Source organism: Alteripontixanthobacter muriae, assembly GCF_013336795.1.
Classification (GTDB): Bacteria; Pseudomonadota; Alphaproteobacteria; order Sphingomonadales; family Sphingomonadaceae; genus Pseudopontixanthobacter; species Pseudopontixanthobacter muriae.
Map to the genome: position 1 here is coordinate 68061 of NZ_JAAFZT010000004.1, position 25903 is coordinate 93963.

Genomic DNA, 25903 nt, shown 5'->3' on the forward strand with positions numbered 1-25903 from the left:
CGGCAAGCGCCCCGATGGATCAGGCCAGCCGATCAGGGCTCCATCGTGACGACCAGCTTGCCGATCGCCTTCCGCTCTTCGAGCGCCCGAATAGCGTCGGCGCCTTTTTCCAGCGGATAGGTTTCCGAAATCAGCGGGTCGATCTTGCCGGCCTTTAGCAGGTCGAACAATTGCTCGATATTCTGCGCGTTCTTCTCCGGTTCGCGCATCGTGAAAGCGCCCCAGAAGACGCCGCAGATGTCGCAGCTTTTAAGCAGAGTCAGGTTCAGCGGCATCTTGGCTATGCCTGCCGGGAAGCCGACCACGAGAAACCGGCCTTCCCAGGCGATCGAACGAAGTGCGGGTTCGGAATAGTCGCCCCCGACGATGTCGAAGACGATATTGGCGCCTTCCGGGCCGCAGGCGGCCTTGAACTTGCCGGCCAGATCCTTGGAAATGTCCTTGTCGAACGGCGCGCGGGGATAGATGACGACCTCGTCGGCACCCGCCTTGCGGGCGGCTTCGGCCTTTTCCTCGCTCGACACGCCCGCCACGACGCGGGCGCCGAAGGCCTTGCCCAGTTCGACAGCGGACAGGCCGACACCGCCCGCTGCACCCAGGATGAGCAGCGTATCCCCTTCGGAGATGTGCCCGCGATCCTTCAGGCCATGAATGGTGGTGCCATAGGTCATCAGCAGGCTGGCCGCCGTTTCGAAAGACACGCCTTCGGGAATGCGGAACAGGCGCGATGCATCGACCGCGATCTTCTCCACCAGACCGCCATAGCCGATTCCGGCCAGCACGCGGTCACCCACCTGCCATTCGGTAACGCCTTCGCCGACGCTTTCCACCGTCCCGGAGATTTCACTGCCGGGGGCAAAGGGGCGGCCGGGCTTTACCTGGTACATGTCGCGGATGATCAGCGTATCGGGAAAGTTGATGGCGCAGGCAGCGACCTTCACGACCACCTGGCCCTTGCCGGCCACCGGATCGTCGATATCTTCCAGGACCAGTGTCTCCGGACCGCCGACTTCCTTGTTCAGCAACGCTTTCATGCACTTCCCTCCGTTCGATGTTCCATTGTTCCGTTTAGCCACGGCATTTCGGCCAATTGGCGATTTTCGTAAGCGGTGATGGCTTCGCTGCGGGCCAAGGTCAGCCCGGTTTCGTCCAGCCCTTCGGCAAGGCAATGCTTGCGGAACGGATCGATGGCAAAGGCGAAGCGATCCTGAAACGGGGTGGTGACCGTCTGACTTCCGAGATCAATGGCAATCGGGTCGGTTTCGGCAACCTCCAGCAACCGGTCGATCTCGGCTTGCGGCAGCTCGACTGCCAGAATGCCGTTCTTGAACGCGTTGCCAGCAAAAATGTCGGAAAAGCTGGAAGCAATTACGGCGCGGATCCCAAGGTCGAGCATCGCCCAGGCGGCATGTTCGCGGCTGGAACCGCAGCCGAAATTGTCTCCGGCGATCAGGATGGGCGCGCCGGCGAATTGCGGATCGTCGAAGATGTTACCCGGCTCTGCCCGGATCGTTTCGAACGCGCCAGCGCCCAGACCGTCACGGCTGATAGTTTTCAGCCAATGCGCGGGGATGATCACGTCCGTGTCGACGTTCTTGCGGCCGAACGGAATGGCGCGGCCCTCGATCGTGCTGACGGGCTGCATCAATCCGTTTCAGGAGGCGCGGGGCGGACGGGCTTCGCAGCCTGCTCCTCGCCGCGCGTGCGCCGCTTGTTGGCATAAAGGAGGGCAGCGGCGATGGCCGCCGATCCGATGGCACCGGCAAGGGCAACCTTGCCACTGGAGGAATCATTCTTGCTCATGCCTGATCCAATGCGCGTCGGCGGCTATCGTTGCAAGATTGCGGCGTGAATTCGGCGAGTCGTGCCCATTCTGACGCTTTCTGAGCAAAGCTCATCCTAGCGTAGGCCGGGCTGCTGGAGGGTAGATCGATCAGGGCGAGGGCGTGATCGACCAATTGCGGCCGGGCGACCTGCGCGCTCCTGATCCCGTTGAAAGCGACGGCGCGCAGTTCAGGCAAGCTATTCACCAGCTTCGCAATGGGAGCAGGGGCGATGTCGCGCAAGGCGGTATCGAGGCTTCCGCGCCGCCGCGCCGATCCGATGCTGTCCCACAGGCCGATGCCGTGTTCGCGCAATATGTCGAGCCGGGCACCATACTCTTCGGCAGACACGTCAACGCCGATTGCCTCGCCCACCAGACGCCAGAAGGCATTGCGGGGGTGGGCGTAATATTCGCTGGCCTGCAGCGATCTTTCGCCCGGCAAGCTGCCGAGGACAAGGACGCGGGTGTTTGCGTCGACAACCGGAGCAAACGACGACTTGCGAACTTCCTGCGTCAATCTTGCTTCATCCAAGCTTGCGAACATCGGTAAGTCGGCCTGTGACAGCGGCAGCGGCGGCCATCGCCGGGGAGACAAGGTGAGTGCGCGAACCCGGCCCCTGTCGTCCGACGAAGTTGCGGTTGCTGGTGCTGGCGCAGCGTTCTCCCTTCGGCACCTTGTCAGGATTCATGCCGAGACAGGCCGAGCATCCGGGCTCGCGCCATTCCAGACCCGCAGCCATGAAGATGCGGTCCAGTCCTTCCGCCTCTGCCTGCCGCTTCACCAGCCCGGAACCCGGAACGACGATTGCCCATTTCACGCCATCGGCCTTCTTGCGCCCGTCGAGCACGGCGGCGGCGGCGCGCAGGTCTTCGATACGGCTGTTCGTGCAACTGCCGATGAAGATGTTCTCGACGGCGATCTCGTCAAGCCGTTGGCCCGGTTCCAGTCCCATGTAGGACAGGCTCTTGCGCGCGGCTTCGGCCTTTGCCGGGTCGGCGAAGCTTTCGGGGTAAGGCACCGTTCCGCCGATCGGCGCCGTATCCTCCGGGCTGGTGCCCCAGGTTACGGTGGGCTCGATGGCCGATCCGTCGATGGTGATCCGCTTGTCGAACAGGGCGCCGTCGTCGCTGGCCAGCGTACGCCACCAGGCCACGGCCTTGTCCCAATCCTCGCCGCGGGGCGCGTAAGGCCTGCCCTTCAGATAGGTGAAAGTCGTATCGTCAGGGGCGATCAGGCCAGCGCGTGCGCCCGCTTCGATGCTCATGTTGCAGACGGTAAGGCGGCCTTCGACGCTCATTTCGCGGAAGACCTGCCCGGTGAACTCCATGACATGACCGGTGCCGCCCGCTGTGCCCAGAACGCCGATGATGTGGAGGATCAGATCCTTCGGTGTCACCCCGTGGCCGAGCAGCCCATCCACCCGGACCTCCAGCGTGCGGGATCGCTTTAGCTGCAAGGTCTGGGTAGCAAGGACATGTTCGACCTCGCTCGTCCCGATGCCGAAAGCCAGCGCGCTGATTCCGCCATGCGCCGAAGTGTGCGAGTCGCCGCAGACGATTGTCGCGCCGGGAAGCGAAAAGCCCTGTTCCGGCCCGACGACATGAACGATTCCCTGCTCCGCTGCGGAAGAATCGATGTAGCGGATGCCGAAGGCGGGGGCATTCGCCTCGAGTGCGGCAAGCTGCGCTGCCGATTGCGGGTCGGCGATCGGCAGGCGAGCGCCGGCCGCATCCAGCCGCGCCGTGGTGGGCAGATTATGATCCGGCACGGCAAGCGTCAGATCGGGCCGGCGCACCGTCCGCCCGGCAAGGCGCAGACCCTCGAATGCCTGTGGGCTGGTCACCTCGTGGACGAGGTGCCGGTCGATATAGATGAGGCTGGTGCCGTCAGGCCGCGTTTCCACGACATGAGCGTCCCAGATCTTTTCATACAAGGTGCGCGGTCGGCTGGCCATGCGGCGAAAAATAGGCGCGGCAAGCAGGCGCTGGCAAGTTTTCACCCGTTTAGAAAAACATTGTCATGGAAAGGAAAGGATTGAATGCCTAATTGACACCTATGTCAGCAGCCAGCCACATCCACCCGATCGCCATCACTTCGGACGATATCGACTTCATGGGGCACGTGAACAACGCCCGCTATCTCGGGTGGGTGCAGGATGCCGTGCTGTCGCATTGGCGCAACATCGCCCCCTCCGACGCCGTGGCGAGCAGGGCGTGGGTCGCGCTGAAGCACGAGATTACCTACCGTAAACCTGCCTTTCTCGAGGATGATGTGGTCGCCCGCACCGTGCTGGAAAGCATCAAGGGCGCGAGAGCGTTCTATTCCACGGTTATCCAGCGGGGCGAGGACGTGCTCGCCGAGATCCAGTCCAGCTGGTGCTGCATCGATTCCGAAACCCTGCGTCCTGCGCGAATCGGCGAGGAAATCTCGAAGTTCTTCTTCCGCGACTGAATTTTGACGGCTGCTGATTTTCCGGCGGTTTCGCGCCGGAGCTAAAGCGCCTATATAGGTTTCCATGGCATCAAGCCCGACCTATCCGGCAAACAGCCGACCTGCACACCGCTCGGCGTATCGCCGCCAGGCGGTGATCGGCCTGGCACTTGCCGCGGCAGTCGTGGCGGCGTGGCTGTCCATCCACGTCTTCGCGATGTTCATTTTCGAGCTGACCTGGACCAGCCTGCCGTTCGCCTTGCTGTTGGCGGCGGTGCAGTGCTGGCTGTCGGTCGGCCTGTTCATCATCAGCCACGATGCGATGCACGGATCGCTGGTGCCGGGCGCCAAGCGGATCAATTCCGCCATCGGCGCGGCGCTGCTGTTTCTCTATGCGGGTTTTTCATGGAAGCGGATGCGCTCGGCGCATTTCGATCATCACCGGTTAGCGGGAAAGCCGGGCGATCCGGATTTCGACGAGGACAACCCGAGCCACTTTTGGCGCTGGTACGGTACCTTCCTGAAGCGCTATTTTGGCAAGCAGTCGATGCTGTTCGTCTCCAGCGTCGTGGCCATCTACTGGCTGGCACTGAATGTTCCGGTGCAGAACATCGTCCTGCTGTATGGACTTCCCGCCATCGCATCATCGATGCAGCTGTTCTACTTTGGGACCTATCGCCCGCACCGGCATGACGAAGACGGTTTTGCCGACCGGCACAATGCCCGCAGCGAAAGTTTCGGCAGCTTCGCCAGCCTCGCCAGCTGTTTCCATTTCGGCTATCATCACGAACATCATTGCCGCGCTGATACACCGTGGTGGGCTCTGCCCCGCATCCGGCGCGAGAACATGCAGAAGGGACGCTGAGCCATGACCCTGTGGCAAATCGCAGCCGTGGTGCTGGCAGCCGTGATCGGCATGGAGCTGTTCGCCTGGTGGGCGCACAAATACATCATGCATGGCTGGGGCTGGGACTGGCACCGTGACCATCACGAACCGCATGACAAGGTGCTGGAAAAGAACGATCTGTTCGCCGTGGTATTCGGAACCATCGTGTTCTTCATGTTCCTTGTCGGCTATTACTACTCTGCGGCGCTGTGGTGGACTGCTTTCGGCATCACGCTCTATGGCCTGATCTATACCTTCATTCACGACGGGCTGGTTCATCAGCGCTTTTTCCGCTGGGTGCCCAAGCGCGGCTATGCCAAGCGGCTGGTGCAGGCGCACAAGCTACACCATGCCACTGTCGGGCGCGAGGGCGGGGTAAGCTTCGGCTTCGTGTTCGCGCGAAGCCCGGCGCGGCTCAAAGCGGAATTGAAGCGTCAGCGGGAAGCGGGGCTTGCCGTGGTACGCGACAGCGCGAACGCTTGAACGACCCGGTCCGCTCGGGCCGAAGAATTCAGCCCGCCTTGGCGAGGCGCGACGCGTGGTCCTGCACCAGTGCGATCATGTTGGGCACACCTTGGGTCCGGTTTGAGCTTAGCTGGTTCTTCAGGTCGAACGGCGCCAGTTCCTCGGCGATGTCCATGCTGGCGACCTCTTCCGCCGGTCTGTCCTGAACGGCCGAAAGCACAAGCGCGACGATGCCCTTGGTGATGGCGGCATTGCTGTCGGCCAGAAAATGCAGAGCGCCGTCGGTGGTCTCGACCGGGTAGACCCAGACACTGGCCGAACATCCGCGCACCAGGGTGGCATCGGTCTTCAGCGGCTGCGGCATCTCTTCCAGATCGCGCCCGAGTTCGATCAGCAGGCGGTAACGTTCGTCGCCTTCGAGGAATTCATACTCTTCGCGAATGTCGTCCAATGTGCGCATGGGCTACGCAATAGCAGGCAAACCTCAGAGTTCCACCCCGTTGGCGATCGCTTCCAACTGGCGAACCCGCTCCTTCAGATCGGCCAGTTCGATCCGCCCGGCAGTCGGGTTGCGTAGCACATCGCCCGAGGTGCGGTCGAGTTCACGTTCTTTCAGCGCGAGCCAGCCCTGCCAGCCGCGCAAGATGGCAGCCGTCACGATGATCGTGGCGAGGAGGGCCGTCAGCGGTAGTACGATCTGGTCAAACATAGCGGTAATCCTCCTTGCCAAGGGTCCATGCAGAAAGGTGTGAAGGCGGTTTTCGTCAATCCTCGCGGCGCGGGCTTTCGCTGCTCATCCGGTCGTCGGGTGTAGCCTCCGGGGTGTCGGTATTATCGCGGAGAGCCTCGATCTCGCGAGAAATTTCCCGTGATTGCCGCCCGCTGCCGGTGTTCGCCTCGTAGGCGATGCGTTCCAGCACGCGGACCCGTTCGCGCAGATGTTCTACCTCACGCTGCACATCGGGGTCGCTGCGCTCGATATAGCGTTCGTTGCCTTCCTTGTCGGCAATGATGCCGTTGTCGGCGCGCTGCTTCGCCTTGTACATCTGCACGGCGGCTATGATGCAGGCGATCAGGAAGATTGCGGTCCACATGCTCAATGCGTGCCGCCATCGCCATTCGCCCGGTCAGAAGCATGTTCGAGGCCGGTCGAATTGTCGCGCAAGCTGTCGATTTCATGCGTCAGGCGGTAGCCGCTGTCGGTGACGATGCGTTCCACATTGCCGAGCCTGTCCTTGAGCGAACCCATTTCCGCGCGAAGCTGTGCATTCTCCTGCGTCAACAGAGTGACACGGTTGTTCGCTTCGGGGTCGGTGCGCGGGTGGAGCGACTGGCCCCACATGCCTTCCAGCGGGTAACCTGCCTGGATCTTCATCTTGGTGGTATGCACCCAACCCCAGACGCCGAGGCCAGCTACTCCCAAGCCGCCGCCGATCAGCAGGGGCAGATAGGGCACGAAATCGACCCAGACCATCAGAAGGTTTCCTTTTGCTTGGTGCGGAGCGGAACGCCGCTGTCCTGATCCACGAGGTGCAGACCTTCGCTGGCGTGGTTTTCGACACTGTTCTGGTCGCGCAGGGCCTCGATTTGAGCGGCGACGTCGTATCCCTTGTCGGTGACGATGCGTTCCAGCACGCGGACGCGCTGTTCCAGTTCGCCCACCTGTGTCGCGTGGCGCGCCGCAGCCTCGGCACTATGGTTGGCAGCCGCATCCAGCCGCTTTTCTTCAAGCTTGCGCTGGTTTTTCATCCAGATGATCGCGACCACCATGATGAAGGGTGCCAGCGGGATCATCAGTGCGAGTATGCCTTCCATTCTTCGTCCCCTGTTTGTCGTTGATCAGCGCAGGCGTTCGATCTCTGCCGAAAGGCGCGGATTACTGGTCACGTAGTGGGTTTCGACGGCGGCCAGGCGGCGGTCGACATCGCGGAACCGGGCGCGCACTTCACGTGCGGTGCGCTGGGGCGACTGGCGCACACGCTGCCAGTATTTCTGCTCGTCCTGATCGCCATAGAGATGCGGCGGCTTCTTGTTCAGCAACAGGCCGGCGATGAAATAGAAGGGGATGGTCGATCCGCCCGTCATGAAGGTCAGCGCAATGGCGGCCAGCCTGATCCAGATGGCGTTGACGCCGGTGTAATCGGCGATGCCTGCGCAGACGCCCATCAGTTTCGCGTTCTGCTTGTCGCGATATAGTTTGGTCCTCTCGCTGCTCATCGCGTCATCCCTTTCTTTTCGCTGAGCATCCGGTCGAGCTCACGCAGTTTGTCGTTATCTTCGGTCTGATCATGGACCAGCCGGGCCGGCTTGAAATCGGAGCTGTCGTTTGCGGCCAGGCGCTCGACCGTCTCCATCCGCTCATCCAGCCGCTTGGCCAGATTGTAGAGTTCCTCCAGCAACTGTTCGTCGTCGCTGGTGATCGTGGCGGATGTCTTCCACTTGGTCACATAGTGCAGCACGATCCACGGAAGCGCGATGAAGATCGCGACAATGGCAAAAATATCATCCATTTCTACTTCCCTTTCTGGTCGCCGGCGGGTTTGTGGCCGAGCGCGCGTTTCATTTCTTCCAGCTCGTCATCGACCTTGTCGCTGCCTTCGAGGGCGGCGATTTCGTCGGCGAGGTTGGGCTTCTTGCTGCCGTCGGAAATGTTCAGCGCGTCGGCGCGGCCTTCGGCATAATCGACCCGGCGTTCCAGCTGGTCGAAACGGGCCATGGCATCGTCCACCCTTTCGGTGGCGAGCAGCGTGCGCAGCTTGACCCGGTTCTCAGCACTTTCCAGGCGGGCCGCGATGGCGGTCTGGCGGCTGCGGGCTTCGCGCAGGCGGTTCTGCAATTTCTCGATATCTTGCTCATAGGCGCGCAGCGCATCGTCGAGTACGGCGATCTCTTCCTTCAGCTGGTCCGCCATGTCGGTGGCCTTGCGCTTTTCGACCAGCGCGGCGCGCGCCAGATCCTCGCGGTCTTTCGACAAGGCAAGCTGGGCCTTTTCCGCCCAGTCACCCTGCAGCTTGTCCAGCTTCAGAGTGTGGCGGTGCATTTCCTTCTGATCGGCGATGGTCCGCGCGGCGCTGGCGCGCACTTCCACAAGGGTTTCCTCCATTTCGAGGATGATCATGCGGATCATCTTCGCGGGGTCGTCCGCCTTGTCGAGGATCTCGTTGAAATTCGCGGCGACGATATCGCGCGTGCGACTGAAAATGCCCATGAAGGGAACTCCGATATTGAAAGGTGATGAATCGGGTCGGCCGAGGCCCGGATCGCGCCGAATCGCGTCGCGGGGGCGCTCCGATGCTTTCTGCTTCGGCGTCTTGCGCAGGCGCTCGACCTCGGCGTCGAGGCGGGTCAGGCGCTGCTGGCGCGCGCGGTCTTCCGCATCGGTTTCGATGCCGAGCGGATCGTCGTCGCGCTTGTCGTCCTGACCATTATTGCCGGGGCCCAGATCGTTCATGCGAGTTCCACCATGCCGATGCCAAATCCGCTGCCGCTTGACGTAAGGGGCGTGTCCGCGGGCACGCTCTGGGCGGAAAGCAGCGCGACGGTGATCAACGCGCAAAGCCCGGCTCCAATCGCACCGCGCCGTGTGGCCGTGAATTTGTGGCGGTTGTTCATGCTGCATACTCCCTTCCGAAGCTGGTCGAATTCTCTGTCGAACCATACTTCGCAAGGGGCGTGCCAAACCGGAAAATGCACGATTTACGAGATATTCAAGCTTATGGCTGCCTGATGAACGTGGCGCATCTTGCCAACACTTGGCGTAATTCGCTATAAAGCTGTAATGGAGCGGGAAAACCAATTTATCGGCCAATCCGGCGCTTTCCTCGACGCGGTCGAGCGGGCGAGTCGTGCTGCCCCGCTGCGCCGCCCGGTGCTGGTCATCGGTGAGCGCGGTACGGGCAAGGAACTGATCGCCGAACGTCTGCATCGCCTCTCCACCCGCTGGGACGAACCGCTCGTCACCATGAACTGCGCCGCACTGCCCGAAACGCTGATCGAGGCCGAATTGTTCGGTCACGAGGCAGGGGCATTCACCGGTGCTACCAAAATGCGCGAGGGGCGGTTCGAGGAAGCCGACAAAGGCACGTTGTTTCTCGACGAACTGGCGACTTTGTCCACCGGCGCTCAGGAACGCCTGCTGAGAGCGGTGGAATATGGCGAGGTTACGCGCATCGGTTCGTCGCGGCCGCGCAGGGTGGATGTGCGGATCGTCGCGGCGACGAACGAGAACCTGCCGCGCATGGCGCAGGAGGGGCGCTTCCGCGCCGACCTGCTCGACCGGTTAAGCTTCGAGGTCATCACCCTGCCGCCCTTGCGCGTCCGGCAGGGCGACGTGGGTGTTCTCGCCGATTATTTCGGACGCCGCATGGCGGCGGAACTGGAATGGGACAGGTGGCCCGGCTTTGCCGAGCATGTCGAGGCACAGCTTGAGGACCACCTATGGCCCGGCAATGTGCGCGAGTTGCGCAACGTGGTCGAACGCGCGGTTTACCGCTGGGACGACGCGGCGAACCCCATCGGCCATGTGCAATTCGACCCCTTCGATTCGCCGTGGCTGCCGGATGCCGAGCCGCGGCTTGTGTCAGGCCCGGCACCGTCCAGCCAGCAAGCGCCTGCGCCCGAACGCGTCGCCGGTCCTGATTTCGATTCCATCGCGGATCTGCGCGGGGCGGTCGATGCGCATGAGCGCGCCATCGTCGAACATGCACTAGGGCGGCACCGCTGGAACCAGCGGCAGACCGCCAAGGCGCTCGGCCTGAGCTACGATCAGCTGCGCCACTGCATCAAGAAGCATGCGCTCACTGCCGACACCGGCGAGAGCGACGAAAAAGACAGGACGTGAATTTGCGGCGAAGGCTTGCCAAAGGCGAATGCAGCGCCTAACTGACCATTCATCCCGACATTGTGACGCAAGACCGGGCTGGCGCCGCAAGGGGCCGGCGCGACGGGCCTTGTTTTCAACGCCGGCAAATTGATCTGCGACCGGAGAACACATGGCCGATATCGACCGCCTGAACGAAGTGATCGAACCCGAAGCGCGCGCGCTGGGTTTCGACCTCGTGCGCGTGCGGATGACGTCGTCGGAAGCAGGCGACGGCGACCGAGCCTTGCAGATCATGGCCGAGGACCCCTCGACCGGCCAGCTGATCATCGACCAATGCGCCGCCCTGTCGCGCCGCGTGTCCGACCGTCTGGACGAGCTTGAGGCCGCGGGCGAGACGATCATCGCGGGTGCCTATCACCTTGAAGTCAGCAGCCCCGGTATCGACCGGCCGCTGACACGCATGCATGATTACGCGAACTGGGCAGGGCACGAAGTCAAGGTTTCGCTGACCGAGAAGGTCAACGGCCAGCGCAACATCCGCGGTACGCTGATCGGCCTGGTCGAGGAAAACGACACGCCCATGGCCGAAATCGAGGATCGCACCGAAAAGCGCATCCGCGTCCCGCTCTCCGCCATTCACTCGGCAAAGCTTGTCCTGACCGATGCGCTGATTGCTGCGACACAGCCGCTGGATACCAGCGGTGCCGACGAAATCTACGAAGTCACAGAAGAAAAGGCTGACGACTGATGGCCACTGCAATTTCCGCCAACAAGGCCGAGCTGCTCGCAATCGCGAATGCGGTCGCGTCCGAGAAGATGATCGACAAATCCATCGTGATCGAAGCGATGGAAGAGGCGATCCAGAAATCGGCGCGCAACCGTTATGGCGCGGAAAACGACATTCGTGCCAAGCTCGACCCGCAGACCGGCGATCTGCGCCTGTGGCGCGTGGTCGAAGTGGTCGAGGATGTGGAGGATTACTTCAAGCAGGTCGATCTCGACGCCGCTAAGAAGCTGGATGCCGATGCGAAGCTTGGCGATTTCATCGTCGATCCGCTGCCGCCGGTCGATCTCGGCCGTATCGACGCTCAGAGCGCCAAGCAGGTCATCTTCCAGAAGGTCCGCGATGCCGAGCGTGAACGCCAGTTCGAAGAATTCAAGGATCGTGACGGCGAGATCATCACCGGCGTCATCAAATCGGTCGAATTCGGCCATGTGATCGTCAATCTCGGCCGGGCCGAGGGCGTGATCCGCCGCGACCAGCAGATACCGCGCGAAGCCGCGCGCGTGGGCGAGCGTGTCCGTGCGCTGATCACCAAGGTGGAACGCAACAATCGCGGGCCGCAGATCTTTTTAAGCCGCGCGCATCCCGATTTCATGAAGAAGCTGTTCGCGCAGGAAGTGCCCGAAATCTACGATGGCATCATCGAGATCAAGGCCGCCGCCCGCGACCCCGGCAGCCGCGCCAAGATCGGCGTGATCAGCCATGACAGCTCCATCGACCCGGTCGGCGCCTGCGTCGGCATGAAGGGCAGCCGCGTCCAGGCCGTCGTGCAGGAACTGCAGGGCGAAAAGATCGACATCATTCCCTGGAGCGAGGACACGGCCACTTTCGTCGTGAACGGCCTGCAGCCCGCCACCGTAGCGCGCGTCGTTCTGGACGAGGAAGAGGGCCGCATCGAGGTCGTCGTGCCCGACGATCAGCTCAGCCTTGCCATCGGTCGCCGCGGTCAGAACGTGCGCCTCGCCAGCCAGCTGACCAGCCACCAGATCGACATCATGACCGAGGAAGAGGCGAGCGTTAAGCGGCAGAAGGAATTCTCCGAACGGTCGAAGATGTTCGAGGAAGAACTCGACGTCGACGAAACCCTGTCCCAGCTGCTGGTTGCCGAAGGCTTCGCAGAGCTCGAGGAAGTTGCCTATGTGCAGCTGGAAGAACTGGGCGCGATTGAAGGCTTCGACGAGGAACTGGCCGAAGAACTGCAGTCCCGCGCATTGGAAGCGCTGGAGCGGCACGAGGATACCGCGCGCGAACAGCGCCGCGAGCTGGGCGTAGAGGACGATCTGGCCGAACTGCCGCATCTGACCGAACAGATGCTGGTCGTGCTGGGCAAGGCGGGGATCAAGACGCTGGACGATCTTGCCGATCTCGCCACCGACGAACTCATCGCCAAGAAGCGCGAGGCGCCGCGCCGCCGGACCAATCCCGAAGCAGGTCCGCCGACTCGCCGCCCGCCGCAGCGCACCGAAGACAAGGGCGGCGTTTTGGGCGAATACGGGCTGAGCGAAGAGCAGGGCAACGAGATCATCATGGCCGCCCGCGCTCACTGGTTCGAAGACGAAGACGACAGTGCCGCCGAAACAGCGGCTCCGGCTGCCGGCGATAGTTCAGAGGAGGCCGCCCTTGCGGAATCCTCGCAATGAATCGCTAGTTTCCGATAGATCGGAAGGCGCGCAGGCCCGGGAAACCGGGCCCGAACGCCGCTGCATATTGTCCGGCGAAATATTGCCGCGAGACAATCTGCTGCGCCTCGCCATCTCGCCTGAAAAGCCGGATGGTGCCTGCGACGTGCTGCCCGACCCCCTGGCCCGTGCGCCGGGGCGGGGCGCGTGGCTCGGTGCAAGCCGCGGGGAGCTGGAGCAGGCTATGCAGAAGGGCCGCCTGCGCGGTGCCCTGGCCCGTGCCTACAAGGGCGCCAAGCTGGACGTTCCGGACGATCTGCCGGACCTGATCGAACAGGCACTGACGCGTAACTTTAGTGACCGGCTGGGACTCGCAATGCGCAGCGGAGCGCTTATCTTGGGTTCCGACCGGATCGCCGAACAGGCGCGCGCCGGTCGTGTTGCATGGCTTGCTCATGCGAGCGATGCCAGCGCTGACGGCAATGCGAAACTGGATCAGGCGTGGCGCGTGGGGCAGGACGCGGAAGGATCCGGTGCGGTCGGTGTACGCTTGCCACTGGACCGGGCGGCTCTGTCTGTGGCATTGGGCCGCGACAATGTCGTGCATCTCGCGATTGGCGACGCGAAATTGGCGGCGCGCATCGACCAGACGCTGCAAAGGTTGCTGCCTTATGTCGGCAGGCCCGGACCGGAACCCGGAACGGCTTCGCTGAATGATGCCGCGCCGGGCGAAATGGCGCGCGAAGCGGCTGACACCGCGCCCTGATACGCGGTGCTGCAGCACCGCGACGACGAATGAGATTTTGAAGGATTGACGAGCTTTATGAGCGATAGTGAAGACAAACCGACCCGCACCCGCAAGCCCCTGGGGCTGAAGCGGTCGGTAGAAGCGGGCGAGGTCAAGCAGACCTTCAGCCACGGCCGGACCAACAAGGTCGCGGTTGAGGTGAAGCGCCGCCGCAAGCTCGTGAAGCCGGGCGAAACACCGGAACCTGAAGCCAAGGCGCCGACGCCTGCACCCGCAGCGGCCCCGGCTCCGGCTCCGGCGCCCACTCCCGCCCCTGCGCCCGCACCGGCACCTGCCGCCAAACGGCCTGCGCCGCCCAAGGCACCTTCCGGCGAAACGCCGCAGGAGCGCGTCGCCCGCCTTCAGCGCGAGGCCGAGGAAGACCGCCTGCGCGTGGGCGAGGAAACCCGTCGCCGCGAGGAAGAGGAGCGCCGGCAGGCAGCCGAGGATGAAAAGCGCCGCGCCGAGGAAAATCGCCGCGCCGAGGCAGAAGCTGCCGAGCAGGCGAAAGCCAAGCCCAAGAAATCTGCCGACACGGCGGCGGCTGGCGAAGAGACTGCTGCTCCTGCAACCGAGGCTCAGCCGGAAGAGACTGCCGACCAGAGCCCGGCTGAAGCATCGGCTCCTGCCCAGCCGGCCGCCCGCAAGTTCACGCCGGTCGCCCGGCCCGAGCCCAAGCGCGTCGAGAAGAAGAAGGAAGCCAAGCCTGACAAGACGGAGCGGGAGGAGAAAGCCGATCGTCGCCGTGGCGGGAAGCTGACTGTCAACCGTGCCCTGAACGAAGACGAAGGCGCTCGCGCCCGTTCGCTCGCCGCGCTCAAGCGTGCGCGGGAGAAGGAGCGCCGCGCATCGGGCGGCGGCGGAAAGCGCCAGCCGCGTGAAAAGCAGGTGCGCGATGTCGTCGTGCCCGAAGCGATCACGGTGCAGGAACTCGCCAACCGCATGGCCGAAAAGGGCGCGGAGCTTGTGAAGGCGCTGTTCAATCTGGGCATGATGGTCACCGTCAACCAGACGATCGATCAGGACACGGCCGAACTGCTGGTCGAGGAATTTGGTCACAACATTCAGCGCGTGTCTGAAAGCGACGTCGATATCCATGTGGAAACGGACGTCGATCCGGAAGAGACGCTTCGCGAGCGTCCGCCGGTTGTCACCATCATGGGCCATGTCGATCACGGCAAGACCAGCCTGCTCGACGCCTTGCGCGGCACCAATGTCGTGCGCGGCGAAGCGGGCGGCATCACGCAGCATATCGGCGCCTATCAGGTGAAGACGAAGGGTGGCGACATGATCACCTTCCTCGACACGCCGGGCCACGCCGCCTTCACGGAAATGCGCGCGCGCGGTGCCAATGTCACTGATATCGTGGTGCTGGTGGTTGCAGCCGATGACGGGCTGATGCCGCAGACGATCGAGGCGATCAATCACACGAAAGCGGCCGGTGTGCCGATGATCGTGGCCATCAACAAGATGGACAAGGAAGACGCCAATCCGAAGCGTATTCGCGAACGTCTGCTCGAACATGAAGTCATCGTGGAATCGATGTCGGGCGACGTGCAGGACGTGGAAGTGTCCGCACTGAAGAAGACCGGCCTCGACGATCTGCTCGACAAGATTGCGCTGCAGGCCGAACTGCTCGAGCTGAAGGCCCGGCCCGACCGCGATGCGGAAGCAACGGTGGTCGAAGCGCAGCTGGACAAGGGCCGCGGCCCTGTGGCCACGGTGCTCGTCACGCGCGGTACGCTGAAGCGTGGCGATACCTTCGTGGTTGGCACACAGAGCGGCCGCGTTCGTGCGCTGGTCGATTACAATGGCAAGCAGGTGAAGGAAGCCGGTCCGTCGACTCCGGTCGAAGTGCTGGGCCTTGGCGGCGTGCCGATGGCGGGCGACAATCTGTCGGTCGTCGAGAACGAGCAGCGCGCCCGTGAAGTGGCCGAATACCGCCAGGAAAAGGCAACCGAGCAGCGCACCGCGCTCGCCCCCACCAGCTTCGACACGATGTTCACCAATCTGAACAACAATGTGGTCGAATTCCCCGTTCTGGTGAAGGCCGACGTGCAGGGCAGCGTGGAGGCGATCAACACGGCGCTGCACAATCTGTCCAACGATCTCATCAAGGTGCGCGTGCTGCATGCGGGCGCCGGTGCGATCACGGAAAGCGACGTGACGCTGGCGGCAGCCTCTGGCGCACCGATCATCGGCTTCAACGTCCGCCCCAATGCCAAGGCCCGTGCCCTGGTCGCGCGCGACAAGGTGGAGATGAAGTATTTCGATGTCATCTACCATCTGACCGAAGAGATCGCGAAGGAGATGGCAGGCGAACTCGGCCCTGAGCGGATCGAGCATGTCGTCGGCCGTGCCGAGGTCAAGCAGGTGTTCCCTGCGGGCAAGAAGGACAAGGCTGCCGGTCTGCTGGTCACCGAAGGCGTTATTCGCAAGGGGCTCTTCGCCCGCCTCACACGCGAAGATGTCATTGTCTCCGCAACCACGATCCAGTCGCTTCGCCGCTTCAAGGACGATGTCGACGAGGTCCGCACCGGGCTCGAATGCGGCGTCGTTCTGGAAGACACCAACGACATCAAGGCTGGCGATATGCTGGAAGTCTTCGAGGTCGAGGAACGCGAACGGACCTTGTGACGATCCGCCCCTTCCCCGGTTTCGGGGAAGGGGCATCGCCGCTAAGGGCCTTACCCAACCATGGCATCATACGTAGCATTCCTCGGCAGCATCGCATCGCATGGCGAGCGCCTGCTGATGGAAGATCTGCGCCGCGCCTTGTGGCGTGAGGATTTCGACGATGTCGAGACGGTCGTGGCGGAGGACAACATCCTGTTCCGTCACGAGGAACGGCCGACGTCGGGGCTGTCGGAGAAGCTGGCTTACATCCTGCTCGACCGCTTCGAGATCGACAATGTCGCACCCGTCCGCAGTCGCGAGGAATTGCTGGCTGCAATCGCGGAGAACCCGTTCACAGAACGCTTCGGCTCCGATGGCGCACGCACGATGTTTCTTGCCCAGCAGCCCTTTCCCGAACAGTTCGGACTGCTTGAGAGTCAGTTCGGCGGGCGCGGGCCGGAACTGGTGGCGCCCGGCACGAGGGCGCTTCATTGCGCCTATCCTGCCGGACTGAAAGGGAGCCCGCTCACAGCGGACTTCATCGAAAGACGCCTGGGTTGTCGCGGGACGATGAGGCGGATAGGCGATTTGCAGCGCATAGCGGACAAGATGGACGAGAACTGAGATGGCGAGGCAGCAATCCACCCCCGAACAGCAATCGGTCCGCGTTTTGAAGGTGGGCGAGAGGGTGCGCCATGTTCTTTCCGAACTGCTCACCCGGCAGGAGGTGCACGATCCTGTCCTGAGCGGGACAACAGTCAGCGTCACCGAGGTGCGGATGTCGCCCGATCTGCGCAACGCCAAGGCTTACGTGAAGCCCTTGCTGGGCGAGGATGAGGCCGTGGTCCTGAAGTCGCTGCGAGCGAACACAGCATTCTTTCAGCGGGAGGTCGCAAAGCGCCTGGGCCTGAAATATGCGCCCCGCCTGACTTTCCGCGCCGATGAAAGCTTCGATGAGGCCAGCCGCATCGAACAGCTGCTCTCCGACCCGAAAGTCGCCCGCGATCTCGATGATGCCGAGGATGACACTGACGGCGGGGTCGTCTGAGCAGCAGACGTGGCCAAGCTGTATTTCTATTATTCCAGCATGAATGCCGGAAAATCGACAACGCTCCTGCAAGCCGATTTCAATTACCGCGAGCGCGGCATGGCTACCATGCTGTGGACCGCGGCGCTGGACGACCGCGGCGGTGAGCGCGCCATCGAAAGCCGTATCGGTCTCGGTGCGGATGCCCACCGATTTACTGCGCAGACGGATATGTGGCATGCTGTCTGCGCCCAGCATCGCGATCAGCCGCTCGCCTGCGTGCTGGTGGACGAGGCACAGTTCCTGACTGCTGCACAGGTCTGGCAATGCGCGCGCCTGGCCGATGAGGCGGACATCCCTGTGCTCTGCTATGGCCTGCGAACCGATTTTCGCGGCGAACTGTTCCCCGGTTCCGCCGTTCTCCTCGGCATCGCCGACGCGCTGACCGAATTGAAAGCGGTGTGCCACTGCGGGCGCAAGGCCAGCATGAACCTGCGGGTGGACGAAAGCGGCGGCGCGGTTGCAGAAGGCGCGCAGACCGAGATAGGCGGCAATGACCGCTATGTCGCCCTGTGCCGCCGGCATTTCACCGCAGCGCTGGCAGGTTAGGGCTGCGGCCCCTATCTCCCCCGCATGACAGAAACCCTGATACTTGCCGCGATCCTGATTCCCTGCCTGATCGTGGCGATCGTCTTTCACGAGGTCGCCCACGGGTGGGCCGCGCTTTCGCTAGGCGATCCGACCGCTAAGGAGCAGCGCAGGCTCAGCCTCAACCCGCTGCGCCATGTCGATCCGGTCGGCACGCTGCTGGTGCCGGGCTTCCTGGCAGTGGTCGGCGGCCCCATCTTCGGCTGGGCGAAGCCTGTTCCGGTCATGAAGAACCGCCTCGACAATCCGCGCTTCGGCATGATGGCCGTAGCCTTCGCCGGTCCTGCCACCAATTTCGTGCTCGCTGCTGTCGGGGCCGTTGCGCTGGGCGTGTTCGCCGGGTCACTGACTGCGCCGCCGGAAGGTGTCGCGGGCGGCGTGTTCGAGGGGCTGCACTACTTCATCCTCATCAACATCTTCCTGGCGCTGTTCAATCTGCTGCCGATCCCCCCTTTCGACGGGTCGCACATCCTTGAAGGGCTGCTGCCGCGTTCCGCGGCGCGGGCCTACGAACGGCTTCGCCCGCTCGGCATGTTGCTGTTCGTCGGCTTGATCGCCATCACCTGGATTTTTCCCGACAGCGGCTTGATCGAGGCGGTGGTCCTACCGCCGGTGGAGTGGTTGCAGGAAAAATATCTCGGCATCTCCATCGCGATTGCCGGCGGATGAGCCGGGCATTGGACAAGAGCGTGCCGCCATCGGGCTGGATCATCCTCGACAAGCCGCGCGGCATGGGGTCGACTCAGGCCGTGGGTGCGGTGAAGCGCAATCTGCGGGAAGCGGGTTACGCCAGGACCAAGGTCGGCCACGGCGGCACGCTCGATCCGCTTGCCGAGGGCGTGTTGCCGATTGCCTTGGGCGAGGCGACGAAACTGGCGGGGCGGATGCTGGATGCCAGCAAGACCTATGTTTTCACCATCCAGTTCGGCACCGAAACCGACACACAGGATGCGGAGGGCGAGGTCACGCGGAGCAGCGACCGCCGCCCGCCGTTGGCCGCGATAGCAGGCGTCCTCCCGCATTTCACCGGCGACATCGAACAGATCCCGCCGAAATATTCGGCGCTGATGGTTGACGGCCGGCGTGCCTATGACCGGGCGAGGGCGGGAGAAGATGTCACCATGACGTCGCGCCGGGTCACCATTCACAGCCTGGAATTGGCGGGCGGGGAACGCAGCGACACGGTCGAGTCGACCTTCGCCACGACGGTTGGCCGTCCCGATCCCTACGACCCTGCCGCACCCCTGGAACTTGCCGACAGCATCACGCTGGTGGCAAATGTGAGCAAGGGTACCTATGTAAGATCCCTGGCGCGCGACATCGCCCATGCGCTCGGCACGGTCGGTCATGTGACCTATCTGCGCCGCAGCCGCGCAGGTCCGTTCGAGGAAGCTACCGCGATTTCGCTGGACAAATTGAACGATCTGGGCAAGGGCGCGCCGCTAGAAGACATAATTCTGCCGATCGAGGCAGGGCTGGACGACATCCCGGCTCTTACCCTCACGTCCGAACAGGCAGAAGCGGTCCGCCAGGGCCGCGTTCTTCATGGACAGCCCCACGACGACGGGATCGTTCTGGCGAAACATGGCGATGTGCCGGTTGCGCTGATGGATGTTTCCGCCGGGTCGGCGAAAGTCGTCAGGGGTTTCAACCTACCCGATGTCGCGGAGCATGACAGTTGACGATTACCGCAGAAAAAAAGCAGGAAGTGATCAAGGAACACGCGCAGAGCGACGGTGATACCGGCTCTCCGGAAGTTCAGGTCGCGATCCTGACCGAACGCATCCGCAACCTGACCGACCACTTCCAGAAGAACCACAAGGATAACCATTCCCGCCGCGGTCTTCTGATGATGGTCAACAAGCGGCGCAGCCTCCTCGCCTATCTCAAGAAGGTGGATGTGGCGCGCTACAACAGCCTGATCCAGAAACTGGGTCTGCGCAAATAAGAGTTTCGCGTGTGAGGCGGCTCCTGAAAATGGAGCCGCCTTTTCGCTTTATGGCGCAGGCGTGTTATCGCCGGCGCAAATGAACGGGCATCCCTTGCATTCGGCGAGGGGGCCTTGGGGCGGATAAGAGCCCCGCACCGTACCGGGACGGAACTGCCCGGAACTACAGGCCCCGCGCGCAATCTGGCGAGCGGGTTCAGCAAGGAAAACAGATGTTCGACACCAAGACCGTAACCACCGAATGGGGCGGCAAGACGCTCACTCTCGAAACCGGGCGCATCGCACGCCAGGCCGATGGCGCCGTACTGGCGACCTATGGCGAAACCGTGGTGCTGTGCGCCGTGACGGCCGCCAAGAGCGTGAAGGAAGGGCAGGATTTCTTCCCCCTTACCGTACATTACCAGGAAAAATTTTCAGCCGCCGGACGCATTCCGGGCGGCTTCTTCAAGCGTGAAGGCCGCGCGACCGAAAAGGAAACGCTGACCAGCCGCCTGATCGATCGCCCCGTGCGCCCGTTGTTCCCCGAAGGGTTCTACAACGAGATCAACGTGATCTGTCAGGTCCTGTCCTATGATGGCGAGACCGAGCCCGACATTCTGGCGATGGTCGCTGCCAGCGCCGCGCTGACCATCTCGGGCGTGCCCTTCATGGGCCCGATCGGCGCAGCACGCGTCGGTTTCCGCGACGGCGAATACCAGCTCAACCCCAGCCTCGCCGAATGCAAGGAAGGCCGCCTCGACCTCGTCGTCGCCGCCACGCAGGACGCGGTGATGATGGTGGAATCCGAAGCCAAGGAACTGTCCGAGGAAGACATGCTCGGTGCCGTCATGTTCGCTCATGAGGAAAGCCGCAAGGTCATCGGCGCGATCATCGATCTCGCCGAGCAGGCCGCCAAGGAACCTTGGGAACTCGACAAGGTGGAAGACAAGTCCGCCACGATCGAGGAACTGCGCGGCCTCATCGGTGCCGACCTCGAAGCGGCTTACCGCACGACCGACAAGCAGCAGCGCCAGGAAGCGGTAAACGCTGCCCGCGAAAAGGCGCGCAAGCATTACGAAAGCCTCGATCACAGCGATCCTGCCGAATATCTCGGCAAGCTGAAGCTGGTGAAGAAGCTGGAAAGCGATATCGTCCGCAAGTCGATCCTGAAGGACGGACAGCGCATCGACGGCCGCAAGACCGACGAGATCAGGCAAATCGAGGCCATGGTCGGCCTGCTGCCCCGTACGCACGGTTCTGCCCTGTTCACGCGCGGCGAAACGCAGGCGATCTGCACGACCACGCTGGGCACCAAGGATGCCGAGCAGATGATCGACGGGCTGGAAGGACTGAGCTATTCGCCCTTCATGCTGCACTACAACTTCCCGCCCTATTCCGTGGGCGAGGTTGGCCGCTTCGGCTTCACCAGCCGCCGCGAAACCGGGCATGGCAAGCTGGCATGGCGCGCGCTGAACCCTGTTCTGCCGAACCATGAAGACTTTCCCTACACAATCCGCATCCTGTCCGACATCACGGAGAGCAATGGCTCGTCTTCAATGGCGACGATCTGCGGTGGCTGCCTGTCCATGATGGACGCAGGCGTGCCGATCGAACGCCCGGTTTCGGGCATCGCGATGGGCCTGATCCTCGAAGGTGACGATTTCACCGTCCTGTCCGACATTCTGGGCGACGAAGATCACCTCGGCGACATGGACTTCAAGGTTGCCGGCACCAGCGAAGGCATCACCAGCCTGCAGATGGACATCAAGGTCGCGGGCATCACGCGCGAGATCATGACCAAGGCGCTGGATCAGGCAAAGGCCGGCCGTGCGCATATTCTTGGTGAAATGACGAAGGCGCTGGGCACCGCTCGCAACACCGTCAGCGAACATGCTCCGCGTATCGAGACGATGCAGATCGACAAGTCGAAGATCCGCGACATCATCGGCACCGGCGGCAAGGTCATCCGCGAAATCGTGGCCGAAACCGGCGCAAAGGTGGATATCGATGACGAAGGCGTGATCAAGATCAGCTCTTCCGACGCCAGCCAGATCGAAGCGGCCCGCCGCTGGATCGAAGGCATCGTCGAAGAAGCCGAAGTGGGCAAGGTCTACAATGGCAAGGTCGTGAACATCGTCGATTTCGGTGCATTCGTGAACTTCATGGGCGGCAAGGACGGTCTCGTCCACGTCTCCGAAATGAAGAACGAGCGTGTCGAGAAGCCGACCGACGTCGTGTCCGAAGGGCAGGAGGTCAAGGTCAAGGTTCTCGAGATCGACCAGCGTGGCAAGGTGCGCCTGTCCATGCGCGTGGTTGACCAGGAAACTGGCGAGGAACTGGAAGATACCCGTCCGGCACGCGAACCGCGTGAACCCCGTGGCGATCGCGGCGACCGTAACGACCGAGGCGGCGACCGTCGTGGCCCCCGCGGCGGCGGCAATGATCGTGGCGGCGATCGCGGCGGCAGGGGCCGTGGCCCCCGGCGCGAAGGCGGCAACCGCGACAGCAATCAGGGCGGCGGCAACCAGGACAGCGGCGCGCGGACGGAAGGCGGCAACCCCGACCATCTGCCTGACTTCCTGAAAGACGACTGAGCCAATCAGCCATTGACCCAAAGGGGCCGCGCAGGGATGACCTGCGCGGCCCCTTTCTTTGCCGTTTGAACAAGAGGATACAGCGATGCTGCCACGCGAAACCATCGCCACTGCGAAGATCCCCGGTGGGGAGGAACTGCAGCTGGTCACTCATGGCCGCGATTTCATCATCATGGTCGGCCGCGACGAATTGATGAGCAGCCGCATGCAGTTCTCCGAGGAGCAGCTTGCCCTGCTGACGCTGGAGCGATTGTCAGCGAAGGCGCCGCATGTCCTCATCGGCGGCTATGGCATGGGCTTCACCCTGCGCGCCGCGCTCGCGGGCCTGCCTGCCGATGCGAAGTTGGTGGTGGCGGAAATCGTGACCGAGATCGTCGAATGGGCGCGTGGGCCGATGAATTCGCTGACCGGCGAAAGCCTTGACGACCAGCGCCTCAAGATCGAATTTTCGGATGTGGCCGACGTTATCGGCGATGCAGCAGACGGCTTCAGCAGTGCTTATGACGCGATCCTGCTCGATGTGGACAACGGCCCTGACGGTCTGGTGCGGAAGGAAAACAACCGCATCTACTCCCGCACCGGGCTGGCGCTTGCACGTGAAGCCCTTCGGCCGGGCGGCTTGCTCGCCGTCTGGTCGGCAGCGCCGGACCCGGCATTCGTCCGGCGGTTGAAAGACGCGAAATTCCTGGTCGAGGAGCGCTTCGTGCGGGCGAGGCCCAACAACAAGGGGCCGCGCCACACGATTTGGTTTGCCCGCCGTCCCGAATAACCCGCCTCTCAGGTCTGGATGCGCAGCCCGCCCAGATAATCACGCTTGCCGATCTCCAGACCCTTCATGCGCAGAATGGCGTAGGCCGTGGTCGCATGAAAATAGAAGTTCGGGTTGGAAAAGCTCAGGAGGAAATCCCTGACCGTGAAATCCAGGCGGTATTTTTCGCCTATGGAAAACACCATGGGATTGTTTGCGATCGCCTCTAGGTCTTGCGGAGTGACCTTTTCCAGAGCCTGTTCAGCCGCAGCCAGACTCTCGCGCAAGCCGTCGAAACTGTCCGGCGGACTGCTCATGTCGGGGGAGAATGCACCCTTGCGCACGCCTTCCAGCGCTCCTGCGGAATGGGCCGCGCAGCTTTTCACCTGATAGGTGAGGGGCGCCATGTCTTCTGCAAGGCGCGCATGAAGCAGGTCTGCTGCCCCGGCACCGTTCTCCTTGCAATGCGCCTCCGCCTTGTCGACCAGCAGTTTGACCGATCCGAGGACCTGCAGCCAGCTGGGGATCAGGGCTTCGTGTAGGGACAGCGGCATGTGGGTAACTCCTCGGTCGATTGATCGTTCAGGCAATCTCTATCACCTCTCCTGCCAGACGCTCAACCTCGGCTCGGTCGTGGCTGACATGCAGGATCGGCAGCCGTAATTCGTCGCGCAGGTCCGCAATCAATCCCGCCATCTCATCGGCGCGGGCCTGATCGAGCGAAACGAGCGGTTCGTCCAGCAGGAGAAAGGATGGGCGCGCAAACAGCGCACGTCCGATGGCGACACGGCGGATTTCCCCGCCCGAAAGGGTGGCTGGCCAGCGGTCAAGCAGATGATCGATGCCGAGCAGGGCCATGATGGCCTGTGGATTGATCGGGTGCGGTTCTCCAATGTGCTGCTTCCGCTTGCTCCCATAAGCGAGGTTGGCCGACACCCGCAGGTGAGGGAACAGGCGGGCATCCTGAAAGACGTAACCGGCACCCCGGGCTTCAGGGGGGAGATATTGGCCAGCAGACGTGTCGAACAGCCGCTGCCCCGCCACGGTGGCATAGCCGCTCTGCGCTCTTGCCAGCCCCGCGATACAATTGAGCAGGCTGGTCTTGCCGACACCCGACGGCCCGACCAGCGACGTCAGGACCGCACCTGACTTGATCTGGTAGTCGCGTGTTCCGTCGCCCACGCGAAGGCGGCAATCTATGTCGAAGGCGAGGTCAGAAGGCATGGAGGCGCGTGCCCTCCGCCTGACCCAGGGCGCTGCGGCGCACCAGCCATTCACTCAGGATCAACGCAACCAGCGAAAGCACGATGGAGACAATCGCCAGCCTTGCGACCGCAAGATCCGTACCCGGCACCTGCAAGGCGGAATAGATCGCCAGAGGCAGGGTCCGCGTTTCCCCGGGTATGTTGGAGGCAAAGGTGATGGTGGCACCGAATTCCCCGAGCGATCGTGCAAACCCCAGCATCGTCCCGGCTGCGATGCCTGGCAGGCTAAGCGGCAGGGTTATGGTGTAGAATGCCCGCAGGCGCGATGCTCCCAGAGTTCGGGCAGCACCCACCAGGCGGCGATCCACCGCCTCGATCGACAGGCGAATGGCGCGCACCATCAGCGGCAGGGCCATGATCGCTGCTGCAAGCGCCGCACCGGTCCAGCGAAAGACAAACCCGATCCCCAGATTTTCGGCCATCCAGCCGCCGATGGGGCCGCTGTTGCCGAACAGCAGAAGAAGCAGCCAGCCGGTGACGACCGGCGGCAGGACAAGCGGCAGATGGACCATCGCGTCGAGCAGAACGCGGCCCGGGAAAGATCGCCGGGCAAGCACCCAGGCCAGGCCGTATGCGAGGGGAAGGGTGAGCAGGATCGCGACGACGCTCACCTTCAGCGACAGCCGGATAATTTCCCATTCCGCGCCGCTCAGCAAGGTGTTGTCGCCGTGCAGAAGCCGTGCCGTGCAAAGATTTCCATTGCTGCGGGGTTGGCCAGATAGTCGAGAAATGCGGCAGCGTCAGGATGGGCCGAACTTGCCAGTTGCGAAGCGGGATAGGTTATTGGCGGGTGACTGTCCGCAGGCAGCTGCGCCGCAACACTTACCTCCCGAGATGCAGCGGCATCGGTTGCATAGACGATCCCCAGTCGGGCTTCACCGCGTTCGACCAGAGCCAGTGCGGCGCGGACATTCTCTGCGCGAACGATCGAAGGCGCGACTTCGGGCCACAATCCAAGGGTTTCCAGCGAAGCCTTGGCATAGCGGCCCGCAGGTACGCTGTCAGGGTCGCCTGTCGCCAGCCGGTCGTCGCCGAGCTCTGCCAGCACAGCCTGCGGTTCACGCAGCGCCGGCGATCCACCCGTTGCTGGTCGTATGATGACCATGCGATTGCCCAGAATTTCGCGCGCTCCCGGGGACGCGAGCAGGCCCTTGCCATCTAGCCTGTCCATCCACAGGGTGTCTGCGGAAACGAACAGATCGGCAGGCGCTCCCTGTTCGATCTGACGCGCCAGCGCCGACGAAGAGGCGAATGACAGAACTGGCGGCGGATGGCCCTGCGCCGTCCATGCGCGTGCAACTTCCTCCAGCGCTTCCTGCATGCTGGAGGCTGCGAGAACGACCGGGCCCCGCTCGCTTCCCTCGGGCGCGCAAGCCTGCAGCAGCAGAGCGCACGAAAGCGCCAGAACGAACGATGCGGCGGCGCGCAGGCGGTCCACTAGTACGGTGAACAAGGGTCG

General features: G+C 62.9%; 34 protein-coding genes. 16 read left to right on the forward strand and 18 right to left on the reverse strand.

From position 1 onward, the window contains the following. Positions 1-32: 32 nt before the first annotated feature. From G7A66_RS01265 to leuC, 5 genes are read right to left on the reverse strand one after another with little or no spacing between them, the layout of a single operon-like run. The gene (locus tag G7A66_RS01265) at positions 33-1034 is read right to left on the reverse strand and encodes an NADPH:quinone oxidoreductase family protein (protein ID WP_174293891.1); all 1002 of its coding nucleotides are present in this window, start codon (positions 1032-1034) and stop codon (positions 33-35) included. Continuing rightward, the gene (gene leuD, locus G7A66_RS01270) at positions 1031-1645 is read right to left on the reverse strand and encodes a 3-isopropylmalate dehydratase small subunit (RefSeq protein WP_174293892.1); all 615 of its coding nucleotides are present in this window, start codon (positions 1643-1645) and stop codon (positions 1031-1033) included. Before leuD ends, G7A66_RS01265 begins: the two co-directional genes overlap by 4 nt. Next, entirely contained in the window at positions 1645-1803 is a 159-nt protein-coding gene (locus G7A66_RS01275) for an isopropylmalate isomerase (protein WP_174293893.1), read from the reverse strand. Before G7A66_RS01275 ends, leuD begins: the two co-directional genes overlap by 1 nt. Then, positions 1800-2369 carry a DNA-deoxyinosine glycosylase gene (locus tag G7A66_RS01280; protein ID WP_174293894.1) on the reverse strand — a complete coding sequence of 190 codons (570 nt, stop codon included), beginning with the start codon at positions 2367-2369 and terminating at the stop codon, positions 1800-1802. The genes G7A66_RS01275 and G7A66_RS01280 overlap by 4 nt, the downstream gene beginning before the upstream one ends. Then, the gene (gene leuC / locus G7A66_RS01285; protein WP_174293895.1) at positions 2350-3780 is read right to left on the reverse strand and encodes a 3-isopropylmalate dehydratase large subunit; all 1431 of its coding nucleotides are present in this window, start codon (positions 3778-3780) and stop codon (positions 2350-2352) included. The genes G7A66_RS01280 and leuC overlap by 20 nt, the downstream gene beginning before the upstream one ends. 101 nt (positions 3781-3881) lie before the next feature. Here leuC and G7A66_RS01290 point away from each other — a divergent pair, with 101 nt between their 5' ends. The 3 genes from G7A66_RS01290 to G7A66_RS01300 all read left to right on the forward strand — a co-directional run bounded on the left by G7A66_RS01290 (position 3882) and on the right by G7A66_RS01300 (position 5625). Next, a complete protein-coding gene (locus tag G7A66_RS01290) occupies positions 3882-4277 on the forward strand; it encodes an acyl-CoA thioesterase (protein ID WP_174293896.1) in 396 nt (131 codons plus the stop codon). Between the two features lie 64 nt (positions 4278-4341). After that, positions 4342-5121 carry a fatty acid desaturase gene (locus G7A66_RS01295; protein WP_174293897.1) on the forward strand — a complete coding sequence of 260 codons (780 nt, stop codon included), beginning with the start codon at positions 4342-4344 and terminating at the stop codon, positions 5119-5121. A 3-nt stretch (positions 5122-5124) separates the two neighbouring features. Beyond that, a complete protein-coding gene (locus G7A66_RS01300; protein WP_174293898.1) occupies positions 5125-5625 on the forward strand; it encodes a sterol desaturase family protein in 501 nt (166 codons plus the stop codon). Between the two features lie 28 nt (positions 5626-5653). Here the strand turns inward: G7A66_RS01300 and G7A66_RS01305 are convergent, their stop codons facing one another. The 9 genes from G7A66_RS01305 to G7A66_RS01345 are packed head-to-tail and all read right to left on the reverse strand — an operon-like array spanning position 5654 to position 9219. Next, positions 5654-6067, reverse strand: a complete 414-nt coding sequence (locus tag G7A66_RS01305) for a SufE family protein (RefSeq protein WP_174293899.1) — start codon at positions 6065-6067, stop codon at positions 5654-5656. A gap of 24 nt (positions 6068-6091) precedes the next feature. Beyond that, positions 6092-6316 (reverse strand): hypothetical protein, encoded by a 225-nt coding sequence (locus tag G7A66_RS01310; RefSeq protein WP_174293900.1) that lies wholly within the window; start codon positions 6314-6316, stop codon positions 6092-6094. Between the two features lie 55 nt (positions 6317-6371). Then, positions 6372-6701: a hypothetical protein gene (locus G7A66_RS01315; RefSeq protein WP_174293901.1), complete on the reverse strand. Its 330-nt coding sequence runs from the start codon at positions 6699-6701 to the stop codon at positions 6372-6374. 2 nt (positions 6702-6703) lie between these two features. Further along, positions 6704-7081 (reverse strand): hypothetical protein, encoded by a 378-nt coding sequence (locus tag G7A66_RS01320; protein WP_174293902.1) that lies wholly within the window; start codon positions 7079-7081, stop codon positions 6704-6706. Continuing rightward, positions 7081-7422 carry a hypothetical protein gene (locus tag G7A66_RS01325; protein WP_174293903.1) on the reverse strand — a complete coding sequence of 114 codons (342 nt, stop codon included), beginning with the start codon at positions 7420-7422 and terminating at the stop codon, positions 7081-7083. The genes G7A66_RS01320 and G7A66_RS01325 overlap by 1 nt, the downstream gene beginning before the upstream one ends. Before the next feature lie 24 nt (positions 7423-7446). Continuing rightward, a complete protein-coding gene (gene pspC, locus G7A66_RS01330; RefSeq protein ID WP_174293904.1) occupies positions 7447-7824 on the reverse strand; it encodes an envelope stress response membrane protein PspC in 378 nt (125 codons plus the stop codon). Next, the gene (gene pspB / locus G7A66_RS01335; RefSeq protein ID WP_174293905.1) at positions 7821-8117 is read right to left on the reverse strand and encodes an envelope stress response membrane protein PspB; all 297 of its coding nucleotides are present in this window, start codon (positions 8115-8117) and stop codon (positions 7821-7823) included. The genes pspC and pspB overlap by 4 nt, the downstream gene beginning before the upstream one ends. A 2-nt stretch (positions 8118-8119) precedes the next feature. After that, entirely contained in the window at positions 8120-9058 is a 939-nt protein-coding gene (gene pspA, locus G7A66_RS01340; protein ID WP_408609224.1) for a phage shock protein PspA, read from the reverse strand. Then, positions 9055-9219 (reverse strand): hypothetical protein, encoded by a 165-nt coding sequence (locus G7A66_RS01345; protein WP_174293906.1) that lies wholly within the window; start codon positions 9217-9219, stop codon positions 9055-9057. Before G7A66_RS01345 ends, pspA begins: the two co-directional genes overlap by 4 nt. 166 nt (positions 9220-9385) lie before the next feature. On the opposite strand from G7A66_RS01345, the gene pspF reads away from it, so the two are divergent. The 13 genes from pspF (at position 9386) to G7A66_RS01410 (ending at position 23200) form a co-directional block, all read left to right on the forward strand. Then, complete coding sequence (gene pspF, locus G7A66_RS01350; protein WP_174293907.1) at positions 9386-10447, forward strand: phage shock protein operon transcriptional activator; 1062 nt, start codon at positions 9386-9388, stop codon at positions 10445-10447. 151 nt (positions 10448-10598) lie between these two features. Continuing rightward, positions 10599-11177 carry a ribosome maturation protein RimP gene (rimP, locus tag G7A66_RS01355; RefSeq protein WP_174293908.1) on the forward strand — a complete coding sequence of 193 codons (579 nt, stop codon included), beginning with the start codon at positions 10599-10601 and terminating at the stop codon, positions 11175-11177. Further along, positions 11177-12853 (forward strand): transcription termination factor NusA, encoded by a 1677-nt coding sequence (gene nusA, locus G7A66_RS01360; RefSeq protein ID WP_174293909.1) that lies wholly within the window; start codon positions 11177-11179, stop codon positions 12851-12853. The genes rimP and nusA overlap by 1 nt, the downstream gene beginning before the upstream one ends. Beyond that, positions 12834-13598: a DUF448 domain-containing protein gene (locus G7A66_RS01365; RefSeq protein WP_174293910.1), complete on the forward strand. Its 765-nt coding sequence runs from the start codon at positions 12834-12836 to the stop codon at positions 13596-13598. The genes nusA and G7A66_RS01365 overlap by 20 nt, the downstream gene beginning before the upstream one ends. Before the next feature lie 57 nt (positions 13599-13655). Beyond that, positions 13656-16256: a translation initiation factor IF-2 gene (gene infB, locus G7A66_RS01370; protein WP_174293911.1), complete on the forward strand. Its 2601-nt coding sequence runs from the start codon at positions 13656-13658 to the stop codon at positions 16254-16256. Positions 16257-16316: 60 nt separating this feature from the next. After that, positions 16317-16859, forward strand: a complete 543-nt coding sequence (locus tag G7A66_RS01375; protein ID WP_174293912.1) for a DUF1697 domain-containing protein — start codon at positions 16317-16319, stop codon at positions 16857-16859. Position 16860: 1 nt separating this feature from the next. Then, positions 16861-17283, forward strand: coding sequence for a 30S ribosome-binding factor RbfA (gene rbfA, locus G7A66_RS01380; RefSeq protein WP_174293913.1), 423 nt, complete (start codon positions 16861-16863; stop codon positions 17281-17283). Positions 17284-17292: 9 nt separating this feature from the next. Further along, a complete protein-coding gene (locus G7A66_RS01385) occupies positions 17293-17871 on the forward strand; it encodes a thymidine kinase (RefSeq protein WP_174293914.1) in 579 nt (192 codons plus the stop codon). A 24-nt stretch (positions 17872-17895) separates the two neighbouring features. Then, positions 17896-18579 (forward strand): site-2 protease family protein, encoded by a 684-nt coding sequence (locus G7A66_RS01390; RefSeq protein WP_174293915.1) that lies wholly within the window; start codon positions 17896-17898, stop codon positions 18577-18579. After that, positions 18576-19592, forward strand: a complete 1017-nt coding sequence (truB, locus tag G7A66_RS01395) for a tRNA pseudouridine(55) synthase TruB (RefSeq protein ID WP_174293916.1) — start codon at positions 18576-18578, stop codon at positions 19590-19592. Before G7A66_RS01390 ends, truB begins: the two co-directional genes overlap by 4 nt. Continuing rightward, complete coding sequence (rpsO, locus tag G7A66_RS01400) at positions 19589-19858, forward strand: 30S ribosomal protein S15 (protein WP_174293917.1); 270 nt, start codon at positions 19589-19591, stop codon at positions 19856-19858. Before truB ends, rpsO begins: the two co-directional genes overlap by 4 nt. 212 nt (positions 19859-20070) lie before the next feature. Beyond that, positions 20071-22431 carry a polyribonucleotide nucleotidyltransferase gene (gene pnp / locus G7A66_RS01405; protein ID WP_174293918.1) on the forward strand — a complete coding sequence of 787 codons (2361 nt, stop codon included), beginning with the start codon at positions 20071-20073 and terminating at the stop codon, positions 22429-22431. Positions 22432-22516: 85 nt separating this feature from the next. Then, positions 22517-23200, forward strand: a complete 684-nt coding sequence (locus G7A66_RS01410) for a spermidine synthase family protein (RefSeq protein ID WP_174293919.1) — start codon at positions 22517-22519, stop codon at positions 23198-23200. Positions 23201-23208: 8 nt separating this feature from the next. Here G7A66_RS01410 and G7A66_RS01415 read toward each other — a convergent pair whose 3' ends face one another. From G7A66_RS01415 to modA, 4 genes are read right to left on the reverse strand one after another with little or no spacing between them, the layout of a single operon-like run. Beyond that, on the reverse strand, positions 23209-23733 hold the full coding sequence (locus G7A66_RS01415) for a DUF1993 domain-containing protein (protein WP_174293920.1): 525 nt from the start codon (positions 23731-23733) through the stop codon (positions 23209-23211). Positions 23734-23761: 28 nt separating this feature from the next. Next, entirely contained in the window at positions 23762-24403 is a 642-nt protein-coding gene (locus G7A66_RS01420) for an ATP-binding cassette domain-containing protein (RefSeq protein ID WP_174293921.1), read from the reverse strand. Continuing rightward, complete coding sequence (gene modB, locus G7A66_RS01425) at positions 24393-25100, reverse strand: molybdate ABC transporter permease subunit (protein ID WP_232366571.1); 708 nt, start codon at positions 25098-25100, stop codon at positions 24393-24395. Before modB ends, G7A66_RS01420 begins: the two co-directional genes overlap by 11 nt. Further along, on the reverse strand, positions 25094-25897 hold the full coding sequence (gene modA / locus G7A66_RS01430) for a molybdate ABC transporter substrate-binding protein (RefSeq protein ID WP_232366572.1): 804 nt from the start codon (positions 25895-25897) through the stop codon (positions 25094-25096). Before modA ends, modB begins: the two co-directional genes overlap by 7 nt. Between the last annotated feature and the right edge of the window lie 6 nt (positions 25898-25903).

What these genes read in the sequence shown, in the direction of transcription:
- nusA (WP_174293909.1), top strand. Translation starts at nt 11,177, where the DNA reads ATGGCCACTGCAATTTCCGCCAACAAGGCCGAGCTGCTCGCAATCGCG.
- G7A66_RS01320 (WP_174293902.1), bottom strand. Translation starts at nt 7,081, where the DNA reads ATGGTCTGGGTCGATTTCGTGCCCTATCTGCCCCTGCTGATCGGCGGC.
- G7A66_RS01310 (WP_174293900.1), bottom strand. Translation starts at nt 6,316, where the DNA reads ATGTTTGACCAGATCGTACTACCGCTGACGGCCCTCCTCGCCACGATC.
- truB (WP_174293916.1), top strand. Translation starts at nt 18,576, where the DNA reads ATGAGCCGGGCATTGGACAAGAGCGTGCCGCCATCGGGCTGGATCATC.
- pspC (WP_174293904.1), bottom strand. Translation starts at nt 7,824, where the DNA reads ATGAGCAGCGAGAGGACCAAACTATATCGCGACAAGCAGAACGCGAAA.
- G7A66_RS01410 (WP_174293919.1), top strand. Translation starts at nt 22,517, where the DNA reads ATGCTGCCACGCGAAACCATCGCCACTGCGAAGATCCCCGGTGGGGAG.
- G7A66_RS01295 (WP_174293897.1), top strand. Translation starts at nt 4,342, where the DNA reads ATGGCATCAAGCCCGACCTATCCGGCAAACAGCCGACCTGCACACCGC.
- pspB (WP_174293905.1), bottom strand. Translation starts at nt 8,117, where the DNA reads ATGGATGATATTTTTGCCATTGTCGCGATCTTCATCGCGCTTCCGTGG.
- infB (WP_174293911.1), top strand. Translation starts at nt 13,656, where the DNA reads ATGAGCGATAGTGAAGACAAACCGACCCGCACCCGCAAGCCCCTGGGG.
- G7A66_RS01280 (WP_174293894.1), bottom strand. Translation starts at nt 2,369, where the DNA reads ATGTTCGCAAGCTTGGATGAAGCAAGATTGACGCAGGAAGTTCGCAAG.
- G7A66_RS01300 (WP_174293898.1), top strand. Translation starts at nt 5,125, where the DNA reads ATGACCCTGTGGCAAATCGCAGCCGTGGTGCTGGCAGCCGTGATCGGC.
- rbfA (WP_174293913.1), top strand. Translation starts at nt 16,861, where the DNA reads ATGGCGAGGCAGCAATCCACCCCCGAACAGCAATCGGTCCGCGTTTTG.
- G7A66_RS01375 (WP_174293912.1), top strand. Translation starts at nt 16,317, where the DNA reads ATGGCATCATACGTAGCATTCCTCGGCAGCATCGCATCGCATGGCGAG.
- pspF (WP_174293907.1), top strand. Translation starts at nt 9,386, where the DNA reads ATGGAGCGGGAAAACCAATTTATCGGCCAATCCGGCGCTTTCCTCGAC.
- pnp (WP_174293918.1), top strand. Translation starts at nt 20,071, where the DNA reads ATGTTCGACACCAAGACCGTAACCACCGAATGGGGCGGCAAGACGCTC.
- pspA (WP_408609224.1), bottom strand. Translation starts at nt 9,058, where the DNA reads ATGAACGATCTGGGCCCCGGCAATAATGGTCAGGACGACAAGCGCGAC.
- G7A66_RS01275 (WP_174293893.1), bottom strand. Translation starts at nt 1,803, where the DNA reads ATGAGCAAGAATGATTCCTCCAGTGGCAAGGTTGCCCTTGCCGGTGCC.
- leuC (WP_174293895.1), bottom strand. Translation starts at nt 3,780, where the DNA reads ATGGCCAGCCGACCGCGCACCTTGTATGAAAAGATCTGGGACGCTCAT.
- leuD (WP_174293892.1), bottom strand. Translation starts at nt 1,645, where the DNA reads ATGCAGCCCGTCAGCACGATCGAGGGCCGCGCCATTCCGTTCGGCCGC.
- G7A66_RS01345 (WP_174293906.1), bottom strand. Translation starts at nt 9,219, where the DNA reads ATGAACAACCGCCACAAATTCACGGCCACACGGCGCGGTGCGATTGGA.
- G7A66_RS01290 (WP_174293896.1), top strand. Translation starts at nt 3,882, where the DNA reads ATGTCAGCAGCCAGCCACATCCACCCGATCGCCATCACTTCGGACGAT.
- rimP (WP_174293908.1), top strand. Translation starts at nt 10,599, where the DNA reads ATGGCCGATATCGACCGCCTGAACGAAGTGATCGAACCCGAAGCGCGC.
- G7A66_RS01265 (WP_174293891.1), bottom strand. Translation starts at nt 1,034, where the DNA reads ATGAAAGCGTTGCTGAACAAGGAAGTCGGCGGTCCGGAGACACTGGTC.
- G7A66_RS01420 (WP_174293921.1), bottom strand. Translation starts at nt 24,403, where the DNA reads ATGCCTTCTGACCTCGCCTTCGACATAGATTGCCGCCTTCGCGTGGGC.
- G7A66_RS01315 (WP_174293901.1), bottom strand. Translation starts at nt 6,701, where the DNA reads ATGTGGACCGCAATCTTCCTGATCGCCTGCATCATAGCCGCCGTGCAG.
- G7A66_RS01305 (WP_174293899.1), bottom strand. Translation starts at nt 6,067, where the DNA reads ATGCGCACATTGGACGACATTCGCGAAGAGTATGAATTCCTCGAAGGC.
- G7A66_RS01325 (WP_174293903.1), bottom strand. Translation starts at nt 7,422, where the DNA reads ATGGAAGGCATACTCGCACTGATGATCCCGCTGGCACCCTTCATCATG.
- G7A66_RS01390 (WP_174293915.1), top strand. Translation starts at nt 17,896, where the DNA reads ATGACAGAAACCCTGATACTTGCCGCGATCCTGATTCCCTGCCTGATC.
- G7A66_RS01415 (WP_174293920.1), bottom strand. Translation starts at nt 23,733, where the DNA reads ATGCCGCTGTCCCTACACGAAGCCCTGATCCCCAGCTGGCTGCAGGTC.